Origin of the sequence: Sphingobium indicum BiD32, from assembly GCF_000382885.1 — a bacterium.
In the GTDB taxonomy this organism is placed as follows: Bacteria; Pseudomonadota; Alphaproteobacteria; order Sphingomonadales; family Sphingomonadaceae; genus Sphingobium; species Sphingobium japonicum_C.
The window spans coordinates 1-17,195 of the sequence record NZ_CAVK010000112.1; the positions used below are offsets into that span (position 1 = coordinate 1).

At 64.4% G+C, this 17,195-nt stretch carries 18 protein-coding genes; all 18 read left to right on the top strand.

Annotated features, from left to right (window positions below):
* A partial coding sequence (locus EBBID32_RS24565; protein ID WP_037490213.1) for a beta strand repeat-containing protein occupies positions 1 to 2,952 on the top strand: 2,952 nt, incomplete at its 5' end.
* Positions 2,953 to 3,099: 147 nt separating this feature from the next.
* A complete protein-coding gene (locus EBBID32_RS11315; protein WP_006956929.1) occupies positions 3,100 to 3,561 on the top strand; it encodes a biopolymer transporter ExbD in 462 nt (153 codons plus the stop codon).
* Complete coding sequence (locus EBBID32_RS11320; RefSeq protein ID WP_006956930.1) at positions 3,558 to 4,496, top strand: cell envelope integrity protein TolA; 939 nt, start codon at positions 3,558 to 3,560, stop codon at positions 4,494 to 4,496. Before EBBID32_RS11315 ends, EBBID32_RS11320 begins: the two co-directional genes overlap by 4 nt.
* Complete coding sequence (tolB, locus tag EBBID32_RS11325; RefSeq protein WP_006956932.1) at positions 4,493 to 5,809, top strand: Tol-Pal system protein TolB; 1,317 nt, start codon at positions 4,493 to 4,495, stop codon at positions 5,807 to 5,809. The genes EBBID32_RS11320 and tolB overlap by 4 nt, the downstream gene beginning before the upstream one ends.
* On the top strand, positions 5,806 to 6,381 hold the full coding sequence (locus EBBID32_RS11330; protein WP_081628077.1) for an OmpA family protein: 576 nt from the start codon (positions 5,806 to 5,808) through the stop codon (positions 6,379 to 6,381). The genes tolB and EBBID32_RS11330 overlap by 4 nt, the downstream gene beginning before the upstream one ends.
* A 13-nt stretch (positions 6,382 to 6,394) precedes the next feature.
* A complete protein-coding gene (locus tag EBBID32_RS11335) occupies positions 6,395 to 7,054 on the top strand; it encodes an OmpW/AlkL family protein (protein WP_006956936.1) in 660 nt (219 codons plus the stop codon).
* A complete protein-coding gene (locus EBBID32_RS11340) occupies positions 7,054 to 7,902 on the top strand; it encodes a tetratricopeptide repeat protein (protein ID WP_006956938.1) in 849 nt (282 codons plus the stop codon). The genes EBBID32_RS11335 and EBBID32_RS11340 overlap by 1 nt, the downstream gene beginning before the upstream one ends.
* Positions 7,890 to 8,450 carry a hypothetical protein gene (locus EBBID32_RS11345; protein ID WP_006956941.1) on the top strand — a complete coding sequence of 187 codons (561 nt, stop codon included), beginning with the start codon at positions 7,890 to 7,892 and terminating at the stop codon, positions 8,448 to 8,450. The genes EBBID32_RS11340 and EBBID32_RS11345 overlap by 13 nt, the downstream gene beginning before the upstream one ends.
* Before the next feature lies 1 nt (position 8,451).
* On the top strand, positions 8,452 to 9,006 hold the full coding sequence (locus EBBID32_RS11350; protein WP_006956943.1) for a hypothetical protein: 555 nt from the start codon (positions 8,452 to 8,454) through the stop codon (positions 9,004 to 9,006).
* A gap of 82 nt (positions 9,007 to 9,088) precedes the next feature.
* A complete protein-coding gene (locus EBBID32_RS11355; protein ID WP_006956944.1) occupies positions 9,089 to 10,102 on the top strand; it encodes a LysR family transcriptional regulator in 1,014 nt (337 codons plus the stop codon).
* Positions 10,099 to 11,121, top strand: coding sequence for a hypothetical protein (locus EBBID32_RS23225; protein ID WP_156022536.1), 1,023 nt, complete (start codon positions 10,099 to 10,101; stop codon positions 11,119 to 11,121). Before EBBID32_RS11355 ends, EBBID32_RS23225 begins: the two co-directional genes overlap by 4 nt.
* Positions 11,122 to 11,265: 144 nt before the next feature.
* A complete protein-coding gene (trbB, locus tag EBBID32_RS11365) occupies positions 11,266 to 12,249 on the top strand; it encodes a P-type conjugative transfer ATPase TrbB (protein WP_006956952.1) in 984 nt (327 codons plus the stop codon).
* Positions 12,246 to 12,581 (top strand): TrbC/VirB2 family protein, encoded by a 336-nt coding sequence (locus tag EBBID32_RS11370; protein ID WP_006956954.1) that lies wholly within the window; start codon positions 12,246 to 12,248, stop codon positions 12,579 to 12,581. The genes trbB and EBBID32_RS11370 overlap by 4 nt, the downstream gene beginning before the upstream one ends.
* Positions 12,581 to 12,853 carry a VirB3 family type IV secretion system protein gene (locus EBBID32_RS11375; RefSeq protein WP_006956956.1) on the top strand — a complete coding sequence of 91 codons (273 nt, stop codon included), beginning with the start codon at positions 12,581 to 12,583 and terminating at the stop codon, positions 12,851 to 12,853. Before EBBID32_RS11370 ends, EBBID32_RS11375 begins: the two co-directional genes overlap by 1 nt.
* Entirely contained in the window at positions 12,850 to 15,354 is a 2,505-nt protein-coding gene (gene trbE / locus EBBID32_RS11380; RefSeq protein WP_006956957.1) for a conjugal transfer protein TrbE, read from the top strand. The genes EBBID32_RS11375 and trbE overlap by 4 nt, the downstream gene beginning before the upstream one ends.
* A complete protein-coding gene (trbJ, locus tag EBBID32_RS11385) occupies positions 15,351 to 16,067 on the top strand; it encodes a P-type conjugative transfer protein TrbJ (protein WP_006956960.1) in 717 nt (238 codons plus the stop codon). The genes trbE and trbJ overlap by 4 nt, the downstream gene beginning before the upstream one ends.
* A complete protein-coding gene (trbK-alt, locus tag EBBID32_RS11390) occupies positions 16,036 to 16,332 on the top strand; it encodes a putative entry exclusion protein TrbK-alt (protein WP_196805639.1) in 297 nt (98 codons plus the stop codon). Before trbJ ends, trbK-alt begins: the two co-directional genes overlap by 32 nt.
* The coding region (gene trbL, locus EBBID32_RS11395; protein ID WP_037490219.1) for a P-type conjugative transfer protein TrbL at positions 16,329 to 17,195 on the top strand (867 nt) is incomplete at its 3' end. The genes trbK-alt and trbL, both read left to right, overlap by 4 nt.

The window sequence follows — 17,195 nt, forward strand, 5'->3', positions numbered from 1 at the left end:
GAACTGGCGGTTACCAGCGCTGGCGCCAAGACCGTTACCGCTTCGGTTGATGATGCGGCAGGCACCGCAGGATATTTGGCCACTGTCACCGGCAATGTGACCGGCTCGACGTTGGCCAACGACAGCAACTCGGCTCGCGCTCTGGCGCGCGGCAACGAGGTTTCGAACGCGACCACGATCGACGCCAACAGCATTGCGACGGGTAGCCTCGCGTCGCCATCCACCGGCACAGTCGCGGCGATCGCCTCGCAGCAGGACGTGACTGTCGCCACCGGCACGCAGACGATCGTGGCGCAGGTCGGCGGCGCAGGTTCGGATGGCCCGATCGTTTCCAACGCGATCGACGGCGATGTGATCGGCAGCTCCGCCATCACGGCATCGAACAACAGCGTGCTTGCCGATGCGGCGGCCAACCGGGGTGGCAACGCCATCACCGCCTCGGCCACCACCATCAACACGCTGGGCACGGAAGTGCCCTCTGCTGGCGTTAACGGGGTTGTGTCGACCGCCAATGCTGCCTTCGCGGTGGCAAACGAGCAGTCGGTGGCTTCCGGCACCAGCGTGCAGGCGGGCCTCGTCGACAGCTTCGGCACACCCACCAAGAGCACCTCGGTCAGCACGGCGATCAGCGGCAGCCTGACCAGCTCGAGCGTGACGTCGGACGGCAACAGCCTCGCGGCCAATGCGGCAGGCAATGCGACGCTCGGCACCGGCAATGCGATCACGCTGTCGGGGACGAACCTGGGCACCAGCGCTGCTATTGCCAGTGACCAGACCATGAACGGTACTGCTACGGCATTGATCGGCAACGCCACCGCGAAATCGGGCGGTGTGCTGGTCACCGTTGGCAACGACATTGCCAACAGCAGTGTGACCGTGGACGGCAACAGCACGAGCGGCTCGGCCAGGGGCAACAGCGCCACCAATGCTCTGGCGGCAAGCGCCACCAACCTGACCCGTGGCAATGGGGTCAGCAACTCGTCTGTTGCTTCGGCCAATAGCGATGGCGTTGCAGCGGCGGACATGGCCGTATCGAGCAAGCAGGCCAATACCGGTGCGCTTTCGAGCACGGTCGGCGCTCTGTTCGGCGTGTCGGCGACAGGCGTCACCGATCCGATTCTGAGCGATGTCAGTGCCAGCACGGTCTCGGTGTCCGACAACAAGGAAAGCTCGACGGTCACCGGCAACGCCGGCACCAACAGCATTGCGCTCGATGCGACCAATGTTACCACGACTTCGGCTCTGGCCAATAACCAGACCAGCTCGGGTGCTCTGGGCGCCACCATCTCGACCTTCAGCGGTGCCAACGTCACGGTCGGTCGGGATATCGCCAACAGCAGCGTCTTGGTGGAAGGAAACGCCATCTCCGGCGCGACCACCGGCAACGCCGCAACTAACAGCGTCAACGTGACCGGCAGCAGCACGCTGCTGGCTTCGGACACCACCAGCGGTGCGACGGCAACGCCGTACCACACTTCGGGGACCGAGGTCACCGCAGTTGCGGATCACGCGCTCGCCAGCATCCAGACTGTGAGCGGCGCTGAAACGACAGCGGTTACCGGCACCTACGATATCGTGACGCTGGGCGCCGGCGCTCCTGCGGCAGTGGACGCCACCAGCGACATCACCGGCAGCACCTTGTCCGTCTCTGGCAACACGCAGTCGGCAACGACCATGGGCAACACCGCCGCCAACAGCATGGCGCTAGAAGGCGGAAGCGTCTCCACCAATGGTGCCTTGCAGTCGGTTCAGCGGGCAACGGGCAGTGCTGCATTCTCCGCGACCTCTACGATGACCGCTGCGGCGCCTGCCGGAAACAGCACATCGACGCTGGCGCTGGACAACAACAGCAATACGGCGTCGACGACGGTCAACGCGGCGACCAACAGCATGATTGTTGCGGCCGATACCAGCCTGTCCTCGACAACGGCTGGCGGTGCCAACGCCTCGCTCGGGGGGACCATCACCACCTACAGTGCAGCTGCTGACTATGTCGTCGGCAACTCGCAGTTGGTGACCACCAACCCGGTCACCGCGACGGCGACTACCAATATCTGGAACAATGACGGCGGCGCGACGGCACAACCCCAGTTCGCAACCAACGGCATCAACCAGAGCACGGTCGATCTCAGCGGTAACGCCACCTCTGCGACGGCCCTTGCCAACCGGGCGACGAATTCGCTGACCCTGTCGGGCAATTCCGACACGGCGTCAGCGGGCGTCATGAACCTGCAGAGCAGCGGCGGTGCGGTCACGGCGAATGCCACGACCAAGGCGGATGTCGTTCTGGCTGGCTATGATGCGGCCACCGGAACGGATCCGAGCCCGCTGGACAGCAGCTCGGTGGCGCTCAACAGCAACAGCACCTCGGCGCGCGCCGGCGGCAACAACGCCACCAACGCGCTCTCGGCATCGGCGACCAGCTTCGCCAATACGAGTGCTGGTGGCTCCGCTTCGCTGACCGCAACGCGGGATGATAATGTCTCGGCGAGCTTCGCCGTGATGAACGAGCAGAGCAATGCCGGCGCCATCACGGCGGCGGCGAACGTCACTTATGGAGCCTCGTTCAACAACCTCGGAACGGCGGCTTCGGTCACCAATTCGGCGGTGACTGTTAACGGCAACAGCGCGGTCTCGGTGGCCTATGGCAACGCCGCGACCAACTCGCTGACCCTGATGGCGCTCAACAGCCCGGCTACGGGCGCAGTGCCGACCACCTCCGCCATCGCCAGCAACCAGAGCAATACCGGCGCGATCAATGCGACCATAGGTATCACCACTGGCGCGCTTGCGATCAATGCGGTGGCGACTGGCGCTGGCAACACCGGCGGAGTGACCAATGCCAGCCTGTCGATCAACGGCAACAGCTTGGCATCGGCGGCTTATGGCAACAGCGCGACCAACACGCTCACCATCGGTGGGACCAACGTGAACGTCGCGGTGACGCATTAAAAGGAATGCCGGCGCGTGTCCTTGGGCGCGCGCCGGACTTTCTTTTTGAATAGCAGAATTTCATCAGGTTGCGCCCGTCTCCCGCGCTTCGCCGATGCCTATGGCGTCCGGCGCTGGCAGAGGCGGCTCATTTAAGGACTATTTCCGATGACCCTCGCGTCAGGCCCAATCGCCCGGGGCCGTCCGCCCCATGGGCCGCTGCTGAGCGAGACCAACGTCACCCCGCTAGTCGATGTGATGCTCGTGCTGCTGGTGATCTTCATGATCACCGCGCCGCTGGTCGCGACCGGCGTGAAGGTCGATCTGCCCGAAGCACGTACGCGCGAGCTCGCCTCCGACAGCAAGCCGCTGATGATCACGATCGATGCCACGGGTGACCTGTTCATCGGTGACGCCGTGGTTGCCCGTGAGGCATTCGGCGATACCCTGCGCCAACTGGCGCAGGCTTCCGTCGATCCAGCCAGCCTGAGGGTCTTCGTGCGCGCGGATCGCACTCTTGCTTATGGGACGGTCATGCAGATCGTCGCCGAGGTTGGCGCCGCAGGCTTCTCGAAGGTCGCCTTCCTTTCGGACTCGCGCCTGCCCAGCGACCAGAAGGAAGGGCCGTGAATGCGCGTCTGCCTTCCTTCGTTTCGTTTCTCCTCCACCTGGGATTGCTGGCCTTGCTGTCGCTGGTGACCTTTCGCGCGCGCGATTTCGTGCCGCCGCCCGCCGGCATGGCGATCGAAATTGTCGATCTCGACCATGCCATGCCGCTGCCTGACCCCGCGCTTGCGCAGCAGCAGCATGTCGAACACGTTCGTGGTGCCGAGGTCGAACCAGCCGTCGCCGCTTCCGTTGAAGCATCTTCCGTTCAGGCTGTGCCCGCTCCATCGCCGGCGCCGCAGCCCATGACGGCGCAAGCCGTTTCGCCTCCCTCGCCAACAAGCGCGCCACCGATGCCCGCACTTGGACCCGGCCCGGTCGCCAGACCGCAGTCGGCGGCGCCGGCGCCACCTTTACCCCCGGCGCCGGCGCCCACGCGTATTGCTTCCCCCGTTTCAGCGCCATCCGCCGTAGCGCCTGCAGCAACACCAGCACCATCGTCGCCGCGTCGTCTTGATGCGGCCGCGCTGGCCCGCTCGCTCGGGCAGACCGCCGGGCCGGCACCGCGGCCGCGTCTCAATTCCGCAGCGATTGGCTCCGCGATCGGGCAGGCCGTGCCCAAAGGCGTGGCGGGCCTTTCGATCCGGCAGCGCACCAACCTCGCCGATATGATCCGCTCGCAGATCACCCCCTGCTGGAACCCGCCGCAGGCGGAAGACAATAGCGGCCACGTCACTATAGTCATGCGGATCAGACTTGGCCGGGACGGGGGCGTGCTCGGCACGCCGGCTCTGTCCCGCATCGGCGGTCAGACCGCAGCCAATGGTGCATATGCCAATGCGCTTGCCGGGAGCGTCCGGCGCGCCATCCTGCGTTGCGCGCCGCTGCGGCTTCCGCCCGAACTCTATGACGCCTGGGCTGACGTCGAGCTCAATTTCGATCCGAGAGACATATCATGAGACGGTCGATCCTTTCTGCGGTTCTCGTCCCGCTCGTCGCTCTGGCGTCTCCGCTCCGGGCCGAAGGACCGCTCCATGTCGATATCACGCAAGGCGTGGCTTCACCTTTGCTGATTGCCGTACCCGATATTCTGAGTGGCAGCATTCCGGACGTTGCCGGTGGCGAGGATGCTGGTGCGGCCCTGGCGAAAATCGTGCGGGCCGATCTGGTTTCGACAGGCCTCTATCGGCTTGTACCCTTCGATGGACACTATGCGATCGCAGACGAGATCGCGTTTGCCCCCTTTGCACGCGCAGGCGCACAGGCGCTAGTTATTGGACGCGCGCGACCTGCCGGAAACAATCTGCTGGCCTATGACTGCGCGCTTTACGATGTCTTTGGTGCCCATGTCGAAGCCTCGCAGCGCATCATCGTCGCGACGGCGCAATGGCGGCGGGCCGCCCATAAATGCGCCGATATGGTCTTCGCCTTTACCACCGGAGATCCAGGCCATTTCGATACGAGGATGCTCGTCGCTGCGCAGGACGGAGCGATTCCCGGCCAGCGCACCCGGTTGGTGTCGATGGACTATGACGGCGCCAACCCGACCGAACTGACCCAGGGCAAGGAACTCGTCGCTACGCCGCGTTTCGGTCCAGGAAGCCGGCGCATTGTCTTTCTGTCCTATGTCGATGCCGCCGCCCCGAGGCTCGTCGTTGCCGATCTGGACAGCGGCTCCACGACCGCACTCAAGCTACCAGCAGGCGTTCCGTCCGCTCCGCGTTTCTCACCGGACGGTGCGACCATCGTCTTCTCCCTCGCCTATGACGGCGATGCGGACATCTATGCCGTTAACCTGGCCAGCAACAGCGTGCGCCAGCTCACCAGCGGAGCAGGAACCGATACCAGTCCCAGCTTCGCGCCGGACGGGAGTGCGATCGTCTTCGAGTCGAACCGTTCCGGCGATTCCCAGCTCTACGTCATGGCACCGGACGGCAGCGATCAGCGTCGCGTCAGCTTTGGCGCAGGCGGCCATGCCTCGCCGGTCTGGAGCCCGCGCGGCGACCTCATTGCCTTCACTCAGATCGACGGTGGAGCGCTCCGCATCGGGATCATGAAACCCGATGGATCCAAAGAGCGGATACTCACATCGGGCAGCCGCGACGAAGACCCGAGCTGGGGCATGAGTGGGCGTGCCATCATGTTCCAGCGCACCGCCGCTGGCGCCATGCTGCCGACGATCTGGCTGACCGATCTGACCGGAAAAGTGCAGCAGCCGGTTGCAACCGGCGCAGCGGCCTCGGAGCCGGCCTGGTCGGGGAAGCGTCCATGAGAGCTCGGTGGATACGTACTGGCCGCGGTCTGGCCTGCCTCGTTCTGTGCGGCGCGCTCGCCTCCTGTCAGCGGCCGACGCAGCCTTTGTTGCCGCCGCCGCTGTTCGAATTTCAGGGGCCGTCGCCTGAGCCGCTCGCCTCGCGCGAGAACAATTTGCCCGCCCAGGAGATACGTGACGCCGATACGCCCGCGACGATGGAGGATTTCGAACGCTATGCAGGCACGATCCGCATCCTGTTCGGACGAGGCAGTGCCGAACTGACGCCTATCGCCCGCGCGGTTCTCGACCGGCAGGCGGCGTGGTTGCGTGCCCACCCGGATATACGGGCTTCGCTCCAGGGACATGCCGACGAACTGGCGCCGCGCGAACAGCAGTTCGCGCTCGGCGAAAAGCGCGCCGCTGCCATGAAATTCTACCTCACCGCGCGTGGTGTCGCGCCCCAAAGGCTTTTCGTGACCTCTTTCGGCAGGGAGCGTCCGGTCGCGACCGGCAGCGATGAGGCCAGCCAATGCCAGAATCGCCGAGGCGAGACCGTGCTTCTCGGTCTCCCCGGCCTGTCCAGACCATAAGGGGGAATCAAAGATGCGTTCTGTTACTTTAGCGCTGGCGGCCTTGGCCGCGATGGCTCTATCGACACCCGCAGCAGCCGAGCCCGGCGACATGCTGATCAAGATCCGGGGCGGGTATGTCCTGCGCACGGGTAGCAGTGTTGTCACGGTCGATGTGGGCGGCACGCCGGTCTCCGCAAAGGCAAAGGCGGCGCCGGGTGGTGAAGCGAGCCTCACCTTCTTCATGACCGATCACCTCGCGACCGAGTTGACCCTCGGCGGCGCGCCCTATGATATCAAGGACAGGAGCGGAAAGACCCTTGTATCGGCCGGTCTGATCACCCCGACCGCCATGCTGCAATATCATCTGATGCCAGCTTCCAAGCAGTTCCGACCTTATGTGGGCGTGGGACTTTCCTATGCCAATTTCTACAGCGAAAAGGCGGGAGAAGTCCTCACCAACCGTGTGGTGACGCCGGGAATTTCTTATTCGGCGGATATCAAGGGCGGCCTCGCACCGGTCGCACAGGTCGGCGCTGACATCGCGATTAACGAGCAACTCTACATCAACATTGACGCCAAATATCTCGGCGCCAATTCGAAGCTCACGCTCGACCAGGGCGGGACCAGCCAGACCGTTTCGCACAGGATGCGCTCGATCATCATGGGCGCAGGCGTGGGATTCCGCTTCTGATGCGCTACCGGCTTTCGCCTTGGTTTCCGAGCAAAAGCCTTGCGCTTAAATGGGCGGCGGCGGTGCTCGCGCCGCTGTCGTTTGCGGGCGTGGCGCATGCGCAAAGCCTGGGCGCCATCGAGCAGCGCCTGCGGCAGGTCGAGCAGAAGGTGGCGCTACTCGAAACAGGAGGATCAGCCAGGGGAGCCGCGAGCACTGCATCAGACCAGTCTGTATCGATCGATGCCCTGATGCAGCTCGATCGCAGGCTCGCCGCTCTGGAGCGGGCACTCTCGGGGCTCATTTCCGCCCAGGAACAGGATCACCGCGCGCTCGTCACCGGTATGGCCCAGGTGCAGACCATGAAAGGCGATACCGAGGCAAGGCTCGATGCGGTGGAACGCCAGGCGGCCGTACCTGCGCCGCCGCCGGCATCTATTCCGCAGCCGGTCGCAACTGCTGCGCAGCCGCTCAGCGCTGACGATCGCTTTGGGCAGGCGATGCTCTATGCCGAGCGGCAGGACTGGCCGAGGGCCGAGCTTGCTTTCGACAGCTTCGTCGCGGCCTGGCCTGCCGATCCCCGCGCCAGCGAGGCTCGCTTTCAGCTTGGCCGGGCTTTTCAGGGACAGGGCAAACACGCGCAGGCGGCACAACTCTTTCTCGAACTGTATGAGAAGGCTCCCAATGCGCCGTTCATTATCGACGACCTGTTTGCGCTCGGACAAGCCCTGACGGACATGGGGCCAGCCAATAGCGCGCAGGCCTGCGACGTCTATGCCGAGATCGAGACGACCCATGGCGCAGCGCTTACGCTGGAACAACGCTCCCAATTGCTTGATCGCCGGCTGGCGCTGAAATGTCCCGGCTGAGTTCGGACCCGTTCGATCGTGCGACCGTGACGGGCGGCGGCGATCAAGCCGCCTTTGTGCAGGGGGTGCTTGATCCGATAGCGGAAGGCAAGATCACGCAGGGCCGCGCCGAGACAGGGGCGAACCCCTATGTCGGGTTGGGGCAGCTACTGGCCGCTGCTGGCGTCTCCACCGACCGCACGGAGCAATTGATCGCGGATATCCTGATCAATGATGCGCGAGAGACCCGGCTCGCCGTTTCACGCGATATATGCACGCTGGTCGACGGCTATGTCGCTGGCCTCGATCAACGCTACGGCCGTCGTCTCGACGATGCTCAAAGTCTTCTCCTGCGGCTTAGCATCGAACTCGAGGTGTCCAAGCGGCGCGCGAAAGAAGAGCGTTCGGGGAGAAGCCGGGTCATCATCGCGCTCCTCTTGCTCCAGCTTCTCGGCGTTGTCGGCATCATCGCTGCGTTGGCGTTGAATGGCGCATTCGCTCCATCAAAGGCGGCAAGCCTCGAAGCGGGCAGCGAAGCGGCCTCCTATCTGGACGGGGCAGGAACATAGGGTGGCTGACAGAGGACCAACCGAACCTCAGGAATTGCATCAGATCAAGCAACTCGTGCGCGTGGCGGCCGATGCTCTGACCTTGGCGCAAACCCTTTTGGCTGATCGGATAGAACAGGAAAAAACTGCGGCGCGTCACACGAGAAAGCGTGCTCTGGAGGCGCCACCTTCAGAGGATGTCCTGGCCAACATCCGGAACATCGCGGCCGCCTTTGAAGAGCAACTCATGCATCCCGACCGGAAATTCTCGGAATGCTGGCGGGATTTGGTCAAGACGCGCATTCATCACCGCATCCATCGCGCCGGACGGCCGGGTGCCGCTATCCTGCTGCGAATGATCGAGGAAACCGACGTGTTCGTGGATCAGAAGGTTCTCGCTTCGTCGGCGGGCGTTGCGTCGAAATCCCCCAATGTCATCAAGGTCTATGTCTGCCATTTGCGCAACGGGCTGGAGGATCATGGACTTCCGGCCGACCTCATCGAGACCGGGACACGCAGCTACCGGCTGCGCGCCCACGCCATCCCCAAAATCATGGAACTGGTGACGAGGCCATGAGCGAGGTTTTTCGGGCAGTCAGAGCAGCGGGCCATCGTGCCGGCTTCTGCCTGTCCTGTCGGACTGGAACAGCATAGCGCCCATGCTTCGGATCATCCAGGAAATCGAGGCCAATGGCAAACCTCCGGCCCTGATTGATCCGGTCTCGGTCCGGACAGGCGTCGAGCGAGCACAGATCGAAACGGCACTGGCCGTCGAGTTGCATGGGTCGTTCGGAAAAGCAGCCCGCGCGCTCAATATGCTGCCCAAGACCGTCAACAAGCGCGTGCGGGATCTCGAATTCCAACTGGGATGCCCAGTGTTCGAACGGCAAAGGCGTCGGCTGGTGCCCACGCCCGCTGGCCGCGTATTCCTTCGGCATACCGCAGAGATTCTCCAGGACTTCCATCAACTCGTGGGAGCGGTGCGACGCATCGCAGATGGCAAGGCTGGCCAGATCGCCATCGGCTATCATGGCTCCGTCGCGAACGGGGATTTGCATCGATTGTTATTCGCCGCCGATCCGGCCTATCCGGATATTCAGCATCTCCCCGTCGAACTGTCGCATGATCGGTTGTTCGAGACATTGGCGAGCGGGCGGATTGATCTGGCCATCGTCCGCGGAAATCCCGCCAATTTTCAGGGACTGAGCGCCCCGCTTTGGACGGAACGGATTATTCTGTGCCTGCCGGTCGAGCACCCGCTTGCATCGCGTCCCTTGCTGCAATGGCCGGATCTCATCGGCGAGACGTTTCTCGTGTCAGGCTATGATCCCAGCGATGCGATCCGCGAACTGCTGGAGGATCGCTTCGCACCGCTCCAGGTCTCACCGCCCATCGTCATCCATGACATCAGCACGCGGGGCGTCATTAACATGGTCGGCGCAGGACGCGGTATCTGCCTTTGCCTCGATTCCATGCTCGGCGATCAGTATGCGGGCACCATCTTTCATGAACTGACGGGCGCGATCGGACCCGAATATGTGACCAGCTTTGCCTGCTGGTTGGATGATAACCCCAATCGGGCGCTGAAACGCCTGCTCGCTCGTCTGCATCGACAATATGCTGGAGCGACAAAGATCGAGTCGTCCATTACATATCCGGGAGGAAAATCATGAAAAGGACCGCGATTCTATTGGTCATGCCTTTGCTGTCGACATTGACAGGCTGTGCTTCCATTGGCCGGATCGAAACACCGGGCGAGAAGGCTTCGGCTTACGGCTATGTTCCGCTTGATCCCTTGCCGGTCGATCAGGCCAGCGGTGCGGACAGTTGCACGGAGACATCGGGCGGAGGCAATGTGACGGCCAACGCCGATGTTCTCAGCAGACTGCCTGACCAGACGATCCGGTTTGCGGTCGCGACATTCGACCAGACGAAAGGGAGCCTGACGTTCGGTCCAGCGACGCTCACCAGCAAGGGCGGCCAGTATAAGGCCGTGCTTGACTATATTCAGGCCGATGCGGTTCCCGAAATATTCTACATCCGCAAACGTGTGACGGTGCCAGGCCAGACTTTGAGCGTTCCGGTTGCGCTCAGCGATCCCTTGCCGATGGGCGGCAAGATCATCGGTTATGATGCTGTCATCTCCAACAGTACCGGCATGCAGGCGGCCCTGCAGTCTGTGGCTCCTGCGGAGGTTGCTCTCGCACGCTCCCGTTTCCTGGAGGCGGAAGCCGAGAAATTCGCGGAAGGTCACTATCAACAGGTAACGGTGCCCGTCTATGTCGGGATCGGTCTGCGCCTTTCCGCGGACATTCTATCCTTGCAGGGTGGCCTGACCCTGGCAGGCTTATCGGCGATCGGCGCGGAAGCTGAAGCGAAACGGGTCACCGGGACGCTCACGGTCCAGTCGCTCGGCGTCAGCGGCAAGAGTATCGCCACCGCCTTACCTTTGCCGAACAAGCTCGACCAGACCACGATCGAGAATGCGATCCTTGCCATCGGCAATATGCGCGCCACCCTCTATGCGACCGGCCAGGGAACGAACGATCTTTACAAGCAGCCGCGCATCGTTGGCCTCTATTCGCCGGTTGGGTCCGACCCGCTGCTGATCAACGCGCTCTATTCCGAATTGTCGCGAATCAGACCGCGCTGGCTGGTGCCTTGCGGGGCGGCCGGACAAGGGAAGTCCTGACCGGCCTGTACGCCACTGCCTGTCTTTCTGCGCTGGCTTTCGCTGCGATCAACGCGCTGTTGAACCGCGCAGCTTTCTGCGTCTCTTAATCATCCCCATCGCGCCGGGCGGATCATCGTCGGTGCGCTCGAACGGGGATATGTCATGGGCGCAGCCAGCCAGAGATCGGAAGTCCACGCACGCGGCGCGCGCATGCTGCGCACTGCCATGGGCGCCTCGATCGCGGCCTGGCTCGCCGATCCCGCCATCATCGAAGTGATGCTCAATCCTGACGGGCGGCTGTGGGTCGACCGGCTGGGGGACGGGATCAGCGACAGCGGCGAACGCCTCTCTCCCGCCGACGGCGAGCGCATCATCCGCCTCGTCGCCCATCATGTCGGGGCTGAGGTCCATAGCGGATCGCCGCGCGTCTCGGCCGAACTGCCGGAAAGCGGCGAGCGATTCGAAGGCCTGCTGCCGCCCGTCGTGACCGCGCCGGCCTTTGCGATCCGCAAACCCGCCGTCGCGGTCTTTACGCTCGACGATTATGTCGCGGCGGGCATCATGTCCCGTGCCGAGGCCGAGGTACTCCGCCGCGGCGTCGCCGAGCGGCTCAACATCCTCGTCGCGGGCGGCACCGGCACCGGCAAGACCACGCTCACCAACGCGCTCCTGGCCGAAGTCGCCAAGACTTCCGATCGCGTGGTGCTGATCGAGGACACGCGCGAACTGCAGTGCGCTGCGCCCAATCTCGTCGCGATGCGCACCAAGGATGGCGTCGCGTCGCTCTCCGACCTCGTGCGCTCTTCGCTGCGCCTGCGACCCGACCGCATCCCGATCGGTGAGGTGCGAGGAAGCGAAGCGCTCGACCTTTTGAAGGCCTGGGGCACCGGCCATCCCGGCGGGGTCGGCACGATCCACGCCAACACGGCCGTGGGTGCGCTGCGTCGCATGGAGCAACTCATCCAGGAAGCCGTGGTGACCGTGCCCAAGGCGCTGCTCGCCGAGACCATCGATCTCGTCGCCGTGCTGGTCCGGCACGGCACCGGGCGGCGCCTCGCCCAGCTCATGCGCGTCGAAGGCCTCGATCCGGCCCTCGGCGACTACCGCCTCACGCCTGCAACCCCCGACATCGGAGAAGAACCATGATCGATCTGTCCCGCCGCGCCGCCCGTCGCTTGCGCGCCATGCCTCTCGCCCTTGGCATCGGCCTCATCGCGCTCGCCAGTCCCGCTTATGCCTCGGGCTCGTCCATGCCCTGGGAAGCGCCGCTCCAGTCGATTTTGGAGTCGATCGAAGGCCCGGTCGCCAAGATCGTCGCGGTGATCATCATCATCGCCACCGGCCTGGGGCTCGCCTTCGGTGATACCTCGGGCGGGTTCCGGCGCCTCATCCAGATCGTCTTCGGCTTGTCGATCGCCTTTGCGGCTTCGAGCTTCTTCCTGTCCTTCTTCTCCTTCGGCGGCGGAGCGCTGGTCTGATGGAGGGCCGGGAAGAAGAGGTGCCGGGCTATCTGGCGCCGGTCCATCGGGCATTGTCCGAGCCCATATTGCTGGGCGGCGCCTCGCGTAGCCTGGCCATCGTCAACGGCACGCTCGCCGGCGCGCTGGGCCTCGGCCTGCGGCTCTGGCTCGCGGGCCTCGCGCTCTGGGCCATCGGCCATGCGCTCGCCGTCTGGGCCGCGCGCCGCGATCCCCAGTTCGTCGATGTCGCCCGCCGTCACCTCAAATATCCCGTCTGGATGCGGCCATGATCAACCTTTCCGAATATCGCGCCAAGACCGCCTGCCTCGCCGATTTCCTCCCCTGGGCCGCGCTGGTGGCAAAGGGCGTGGTGCTCAACAAGGACGGCTCGTTCCAGCGCAGCCTGCGTTTCCGCGGCCCCGATCTCGACAGCGCGACGCCGGCCGAACTGGTCGCGGTGACCGCGCGTCTCAACAATGCGCTGCGGCGCCTCGGTTCGGGCTGGGCCGTGTTCGTCGAGGCGAGCCGCGTGCCCGCGCAGGACTATCCCGACAGCGCCTTTCCCGATCCGGTCTCCGCGCTGGTCGATCAGGAACGCTATGAACAGTTCCGCGAGGAAGGCGCCCATTATGAGAGCTTCTACCATCTGACGCTCCTGTGGATGCCGCCGGCCGAAGATGGCGCCCGCGCTGAGAGCTGGCTCTACGAAGGCCGGTCGGGATCGGGCGTCGATCCGCATGAACTTCTCAAGAGCTTCATCGACCGCACCGATCGGGTACTGCATCTGGTCGAGGGCTTCATGCCTGAAGTGGCGTGGCTCGATGATGGTGCCACGCTCACCTATCTTCACAGCACGGTATCGACCAAGCGCCAGCGCGTGCGCGTGCCGGAGACCCCGGCCTATCTCGATGCGCTGCTGACCGACGAGGGGCTGACCGGTGGGCTCGAACCGAAACTGGGCGAGCATCACCTGCGCACACTCACCATTACCGGCTTTCCGACCGCGACCTTTCCCGGACTGCTCGATGAACTGAACCGGCAGGCCTTCGCTTATCGCTGGTCGACCCGTGCGATCATGCTCGACAAGACCGATGCGACCAAATTGTTGACGAAGATCCGGCGGCAATGGTTCGCCAAGAGGAAGTCGCTCGCCGCGATCCTCAAGGAGGTGATGACCAACGAACAGTCGGTCCTCATGGATTCCGATGCGTCGAACAAGGCGGCTGATGCCGATCTTGCCTTGCAGGAACTGGGCGCGGACGCGGCCGGGATCGCCTATGTTACCGCGACCGTCTCCGTCTGGGATCGCGATCCAGCCCTCGCTTCGGAAAAGCTGCGGCTGGTCGAGAAGGTCATCCAGGGCCGCGATTTCACCTGCACGATCGAGGGCATGAATGGCATCGAGGCCTGGCTCGGATCACTGCCCGGTCATGTTTACGCCAATGTCCGGCAACCGCCGATCTCCACCCTCAATCTCGCCCACCTGATCCCGCTGTCCGCGGTCTGGGCGGGGCCGGAACTGGATGAGCATTTCGCAGCTCCCCCCTTGCTCTATGGCAAGACCGAAGGCTCGACCCCGTTCCGGCTTTCCCTGCATGTCGGCGATGTCGGCCATACGTTGATCGTTGGTCCGACCGGCGCGGGCAAATCGGTGCTGCTGGCGCTGATGGCGATGCAGTTCCGCCGCTATGACCAGGCCCAGATCTTCGCCTTCGACTTCGGCGGCTCGATCCGCGCCGCCGCAATCGGTATGGGCGGCGACTGGCAGGATCTCGGCGGCGCGCTGCACTCTGGTGATGGTGGGGGCGATGGCGGTGGTGCTGTCGGCGATGGCGTCGCGCTGCAACCGCTGGCGCGCATCGACGAACCGGGCGAGCGCGCCTGGGCCGCCGAATGGCTGGCCGCGATCCTGGCCGTTGAAGGTGTTTCGATCGATCCTGCCGCCAAGGAGCATCTCTGGACCGCGCTGACGTCGCTGGCGTCCGCGCCCGCTCAGGAGCGCACGCTCACGGGTCTGGCCGTGCTGCTGCAAGCCCAGGAATTGAAGCAGGCGCTGGCGCCCTATTGCGTCGGCGGCCCCTGGGGACGGCTGCTCGACGCCGAGACCGAGCAACTGGGCGAGGCTTCCGTCCAGGCCTTCGAAACCGAGGGGCTGATCGGCGCGGCCTCGGCCGCCGCGGTCCTCGCCTATCTCTTCCACCGCATCGAGGGCCGGCTCGACGGGCGCCCGACGCTCATCATCATCGACGAGGGCTGGCTGGTGCTCGATAGCCCGGCTTTCGCCGCGCAGTTGCGCGAATGGTTGAAAACCTTACGCAAAAAGAACGCCAGCGTCATCTTCGCGACGCAAAGCCTCGCCGATATCGAAACATCGAGCATTGCCCCGGCGATCATCGAAAGCTGCCCGACCCGTATCTTCCTGCCCAATGAACGCGCAGCCGAGCCGCAGATCCGCAGCGTTTATGAGCGCTTCGGACTTAACGCGCGGCAGATCGAGATATTGAGCCGGGCCACACCCAAGCGCGATTATTATTGCCAGTCGCGGCGCGGCAACCGGCTGTTCGAACTGGGCCTGGGCGAAGTGGCGCTCGCCTTTGCGGCCGCCTCCTCCAAAACCGACCAGCGCGTGATCGGCGAGTTCGTCGCCGCCCATGGCCGCGCCGGCTTTGCTGCCGCCTGGCTCCGGCATCGCGGCCTCGACTGGGCCGCCGGCCTTCTGCCCGAACCCGCATCCCCGTCCGATCTGGACGATCCCTTCCTGCCGCTCGATCCCGAGGAGTTCAATCCATGAAGACGCCGTCGTTTCGCCGGGCCCTGCTGGCCGGCATCGTCAGCCTGACCGCTCTGGCCGGGCCTGTGTTCACCACGCCCGCGCAAGCGCAGTTCGGCGGGATCGTCTATGATCCAACCAACTATGCGCAGAATGTGCTGACCGCCGCCCGGTCACTCGAACAGATCAACAACCAGATCAGGCAGATCGAGAATCAGGCGACCAGCCTCCTCAACGAGGCGAAGAATCTCACCAGCCTGCCGGTCTCGACGCTCTCGACCCTGCAAGCCCAGGTGCAGCAGACGCGCCAGTTGCTCAGCCAGGCACAGCGCATCGCCTATAATGTCCAGGACATCCAGAGCGCCTTCACGTCCCGCTATAGTGGCGCGAACCTCACCGCCTCGCAGGCGAAGATGGTCGCCAATGCCGAGGATCGCTGGAAGGACAGCGTCGGCGCCTTTCAGGATGCGCTTCAGGTCCAGGCCGGCGTCGTCGGCAATATCGACGGGGCGAGGGCCAGCATCGACACCTTGGTCGGCGCCAGCCAGTCGGCGAGTGGCGCGCTGCAGGCCGCCCAGGCCGGTAACCAGTTGCTCGCGCTCCAGTCGCAGCAGCTCGCCGACCTGACGGCTGCGATCGCCGCACAGGGCCGGGCCCAGACGCTGCAAGCCGCGCGTGATGCGGCCACCGAGGCGGAAGGCCGTGAGCGCTTCCGCCGGTTCCGGGGCAATTGAGATGGGGCGGCCGGGCAAACTTCTGCTCGCGGCCGCGCTCGGCGGACTGATGCTGGCCGTGACGGTCGGCATCGCGATGGTGCGGCCGGAAAGAGGTGGGCCGGGAAGCAGAGCGCTCGCAGGTGGCGCGGCTGCTGGCGGTGCACCCGGTCCCGCCACCCGCAATCTCGCCCGCTGCCGCACCCTCACCATGCCCGACAGCGGCTGCGAGGCTGCCTGGGAAGCGCGGCGGCGCCATTTCTTTGGAGAGGATAAGCCCCAATGAACGATACCGGCGTCATCGACAGCTTCCTGTCGGTCTTCACCAGCTATATCGATTCAGGCTTCGGCCTGCTCGGCGGCGAGGTCGGCTTTCTCTCCTCGACCCTCATCGTCATCGACGTGACGATCGCCGCCCTGTTCTGGGCCTGGGGCCAGGACGAGGACGTGCTCCAGCGCCTGGTTCGCAAGACGCTCTATATCGGCGTCTTCGCTTACATCATCGGCAATTTCTCGAACCTCGCCAACATCCTGTTCCAGAGCTTTGCCGGGCTTGGCCTCAAGGCTTCCGGCGGCGGCATGGCGCTCTCGGATTTCATGAAGCCCGGCACCGTCGCCGCGACCGGCCTCACCGCCGCCAAGCCGCTGCTCGACGCCACCGCCGATCTGCTGGGACCGGTCGGCCTCTTCACCAACTTCGTGCAGATCCTCGTGCTGCTGCTCGCTTGGGCCATCGTGGTGCTGGCCTTTTTCGTCCTCGCCATCCAGGTCTTCATCACCATCATCGAGTTCAAGCTGGTGACGCTCGCCGGCTTCGTACTTCTCCCCTTCGCCTTTTTCGGGCGCACCGCCTTCATGGCCGAGAAGGTGCTCGGCCATATCATCTCATCGGGCATCAAGCTGCTCGTGCTTGCCGTCATCACCGGCATCGGCACCACCCTGTTCAGCCAGTTTACCTCCGCAGGCGTCGGCGCCGATCCCACCGTCGAACAGGTGATGGCGATCGCGCTCGCCGCGCTGACGCTGCTTGGTCTGGGCATCTTCGGCCCCGGCATTGCCAATGGCATCGTCACCGGTGGCCCTCAGTTGGGCGCTGGCGCCGCGGCCGGAACGGCATTGGCTGCAGGCGCGACATTGGGCCTGTCTCTT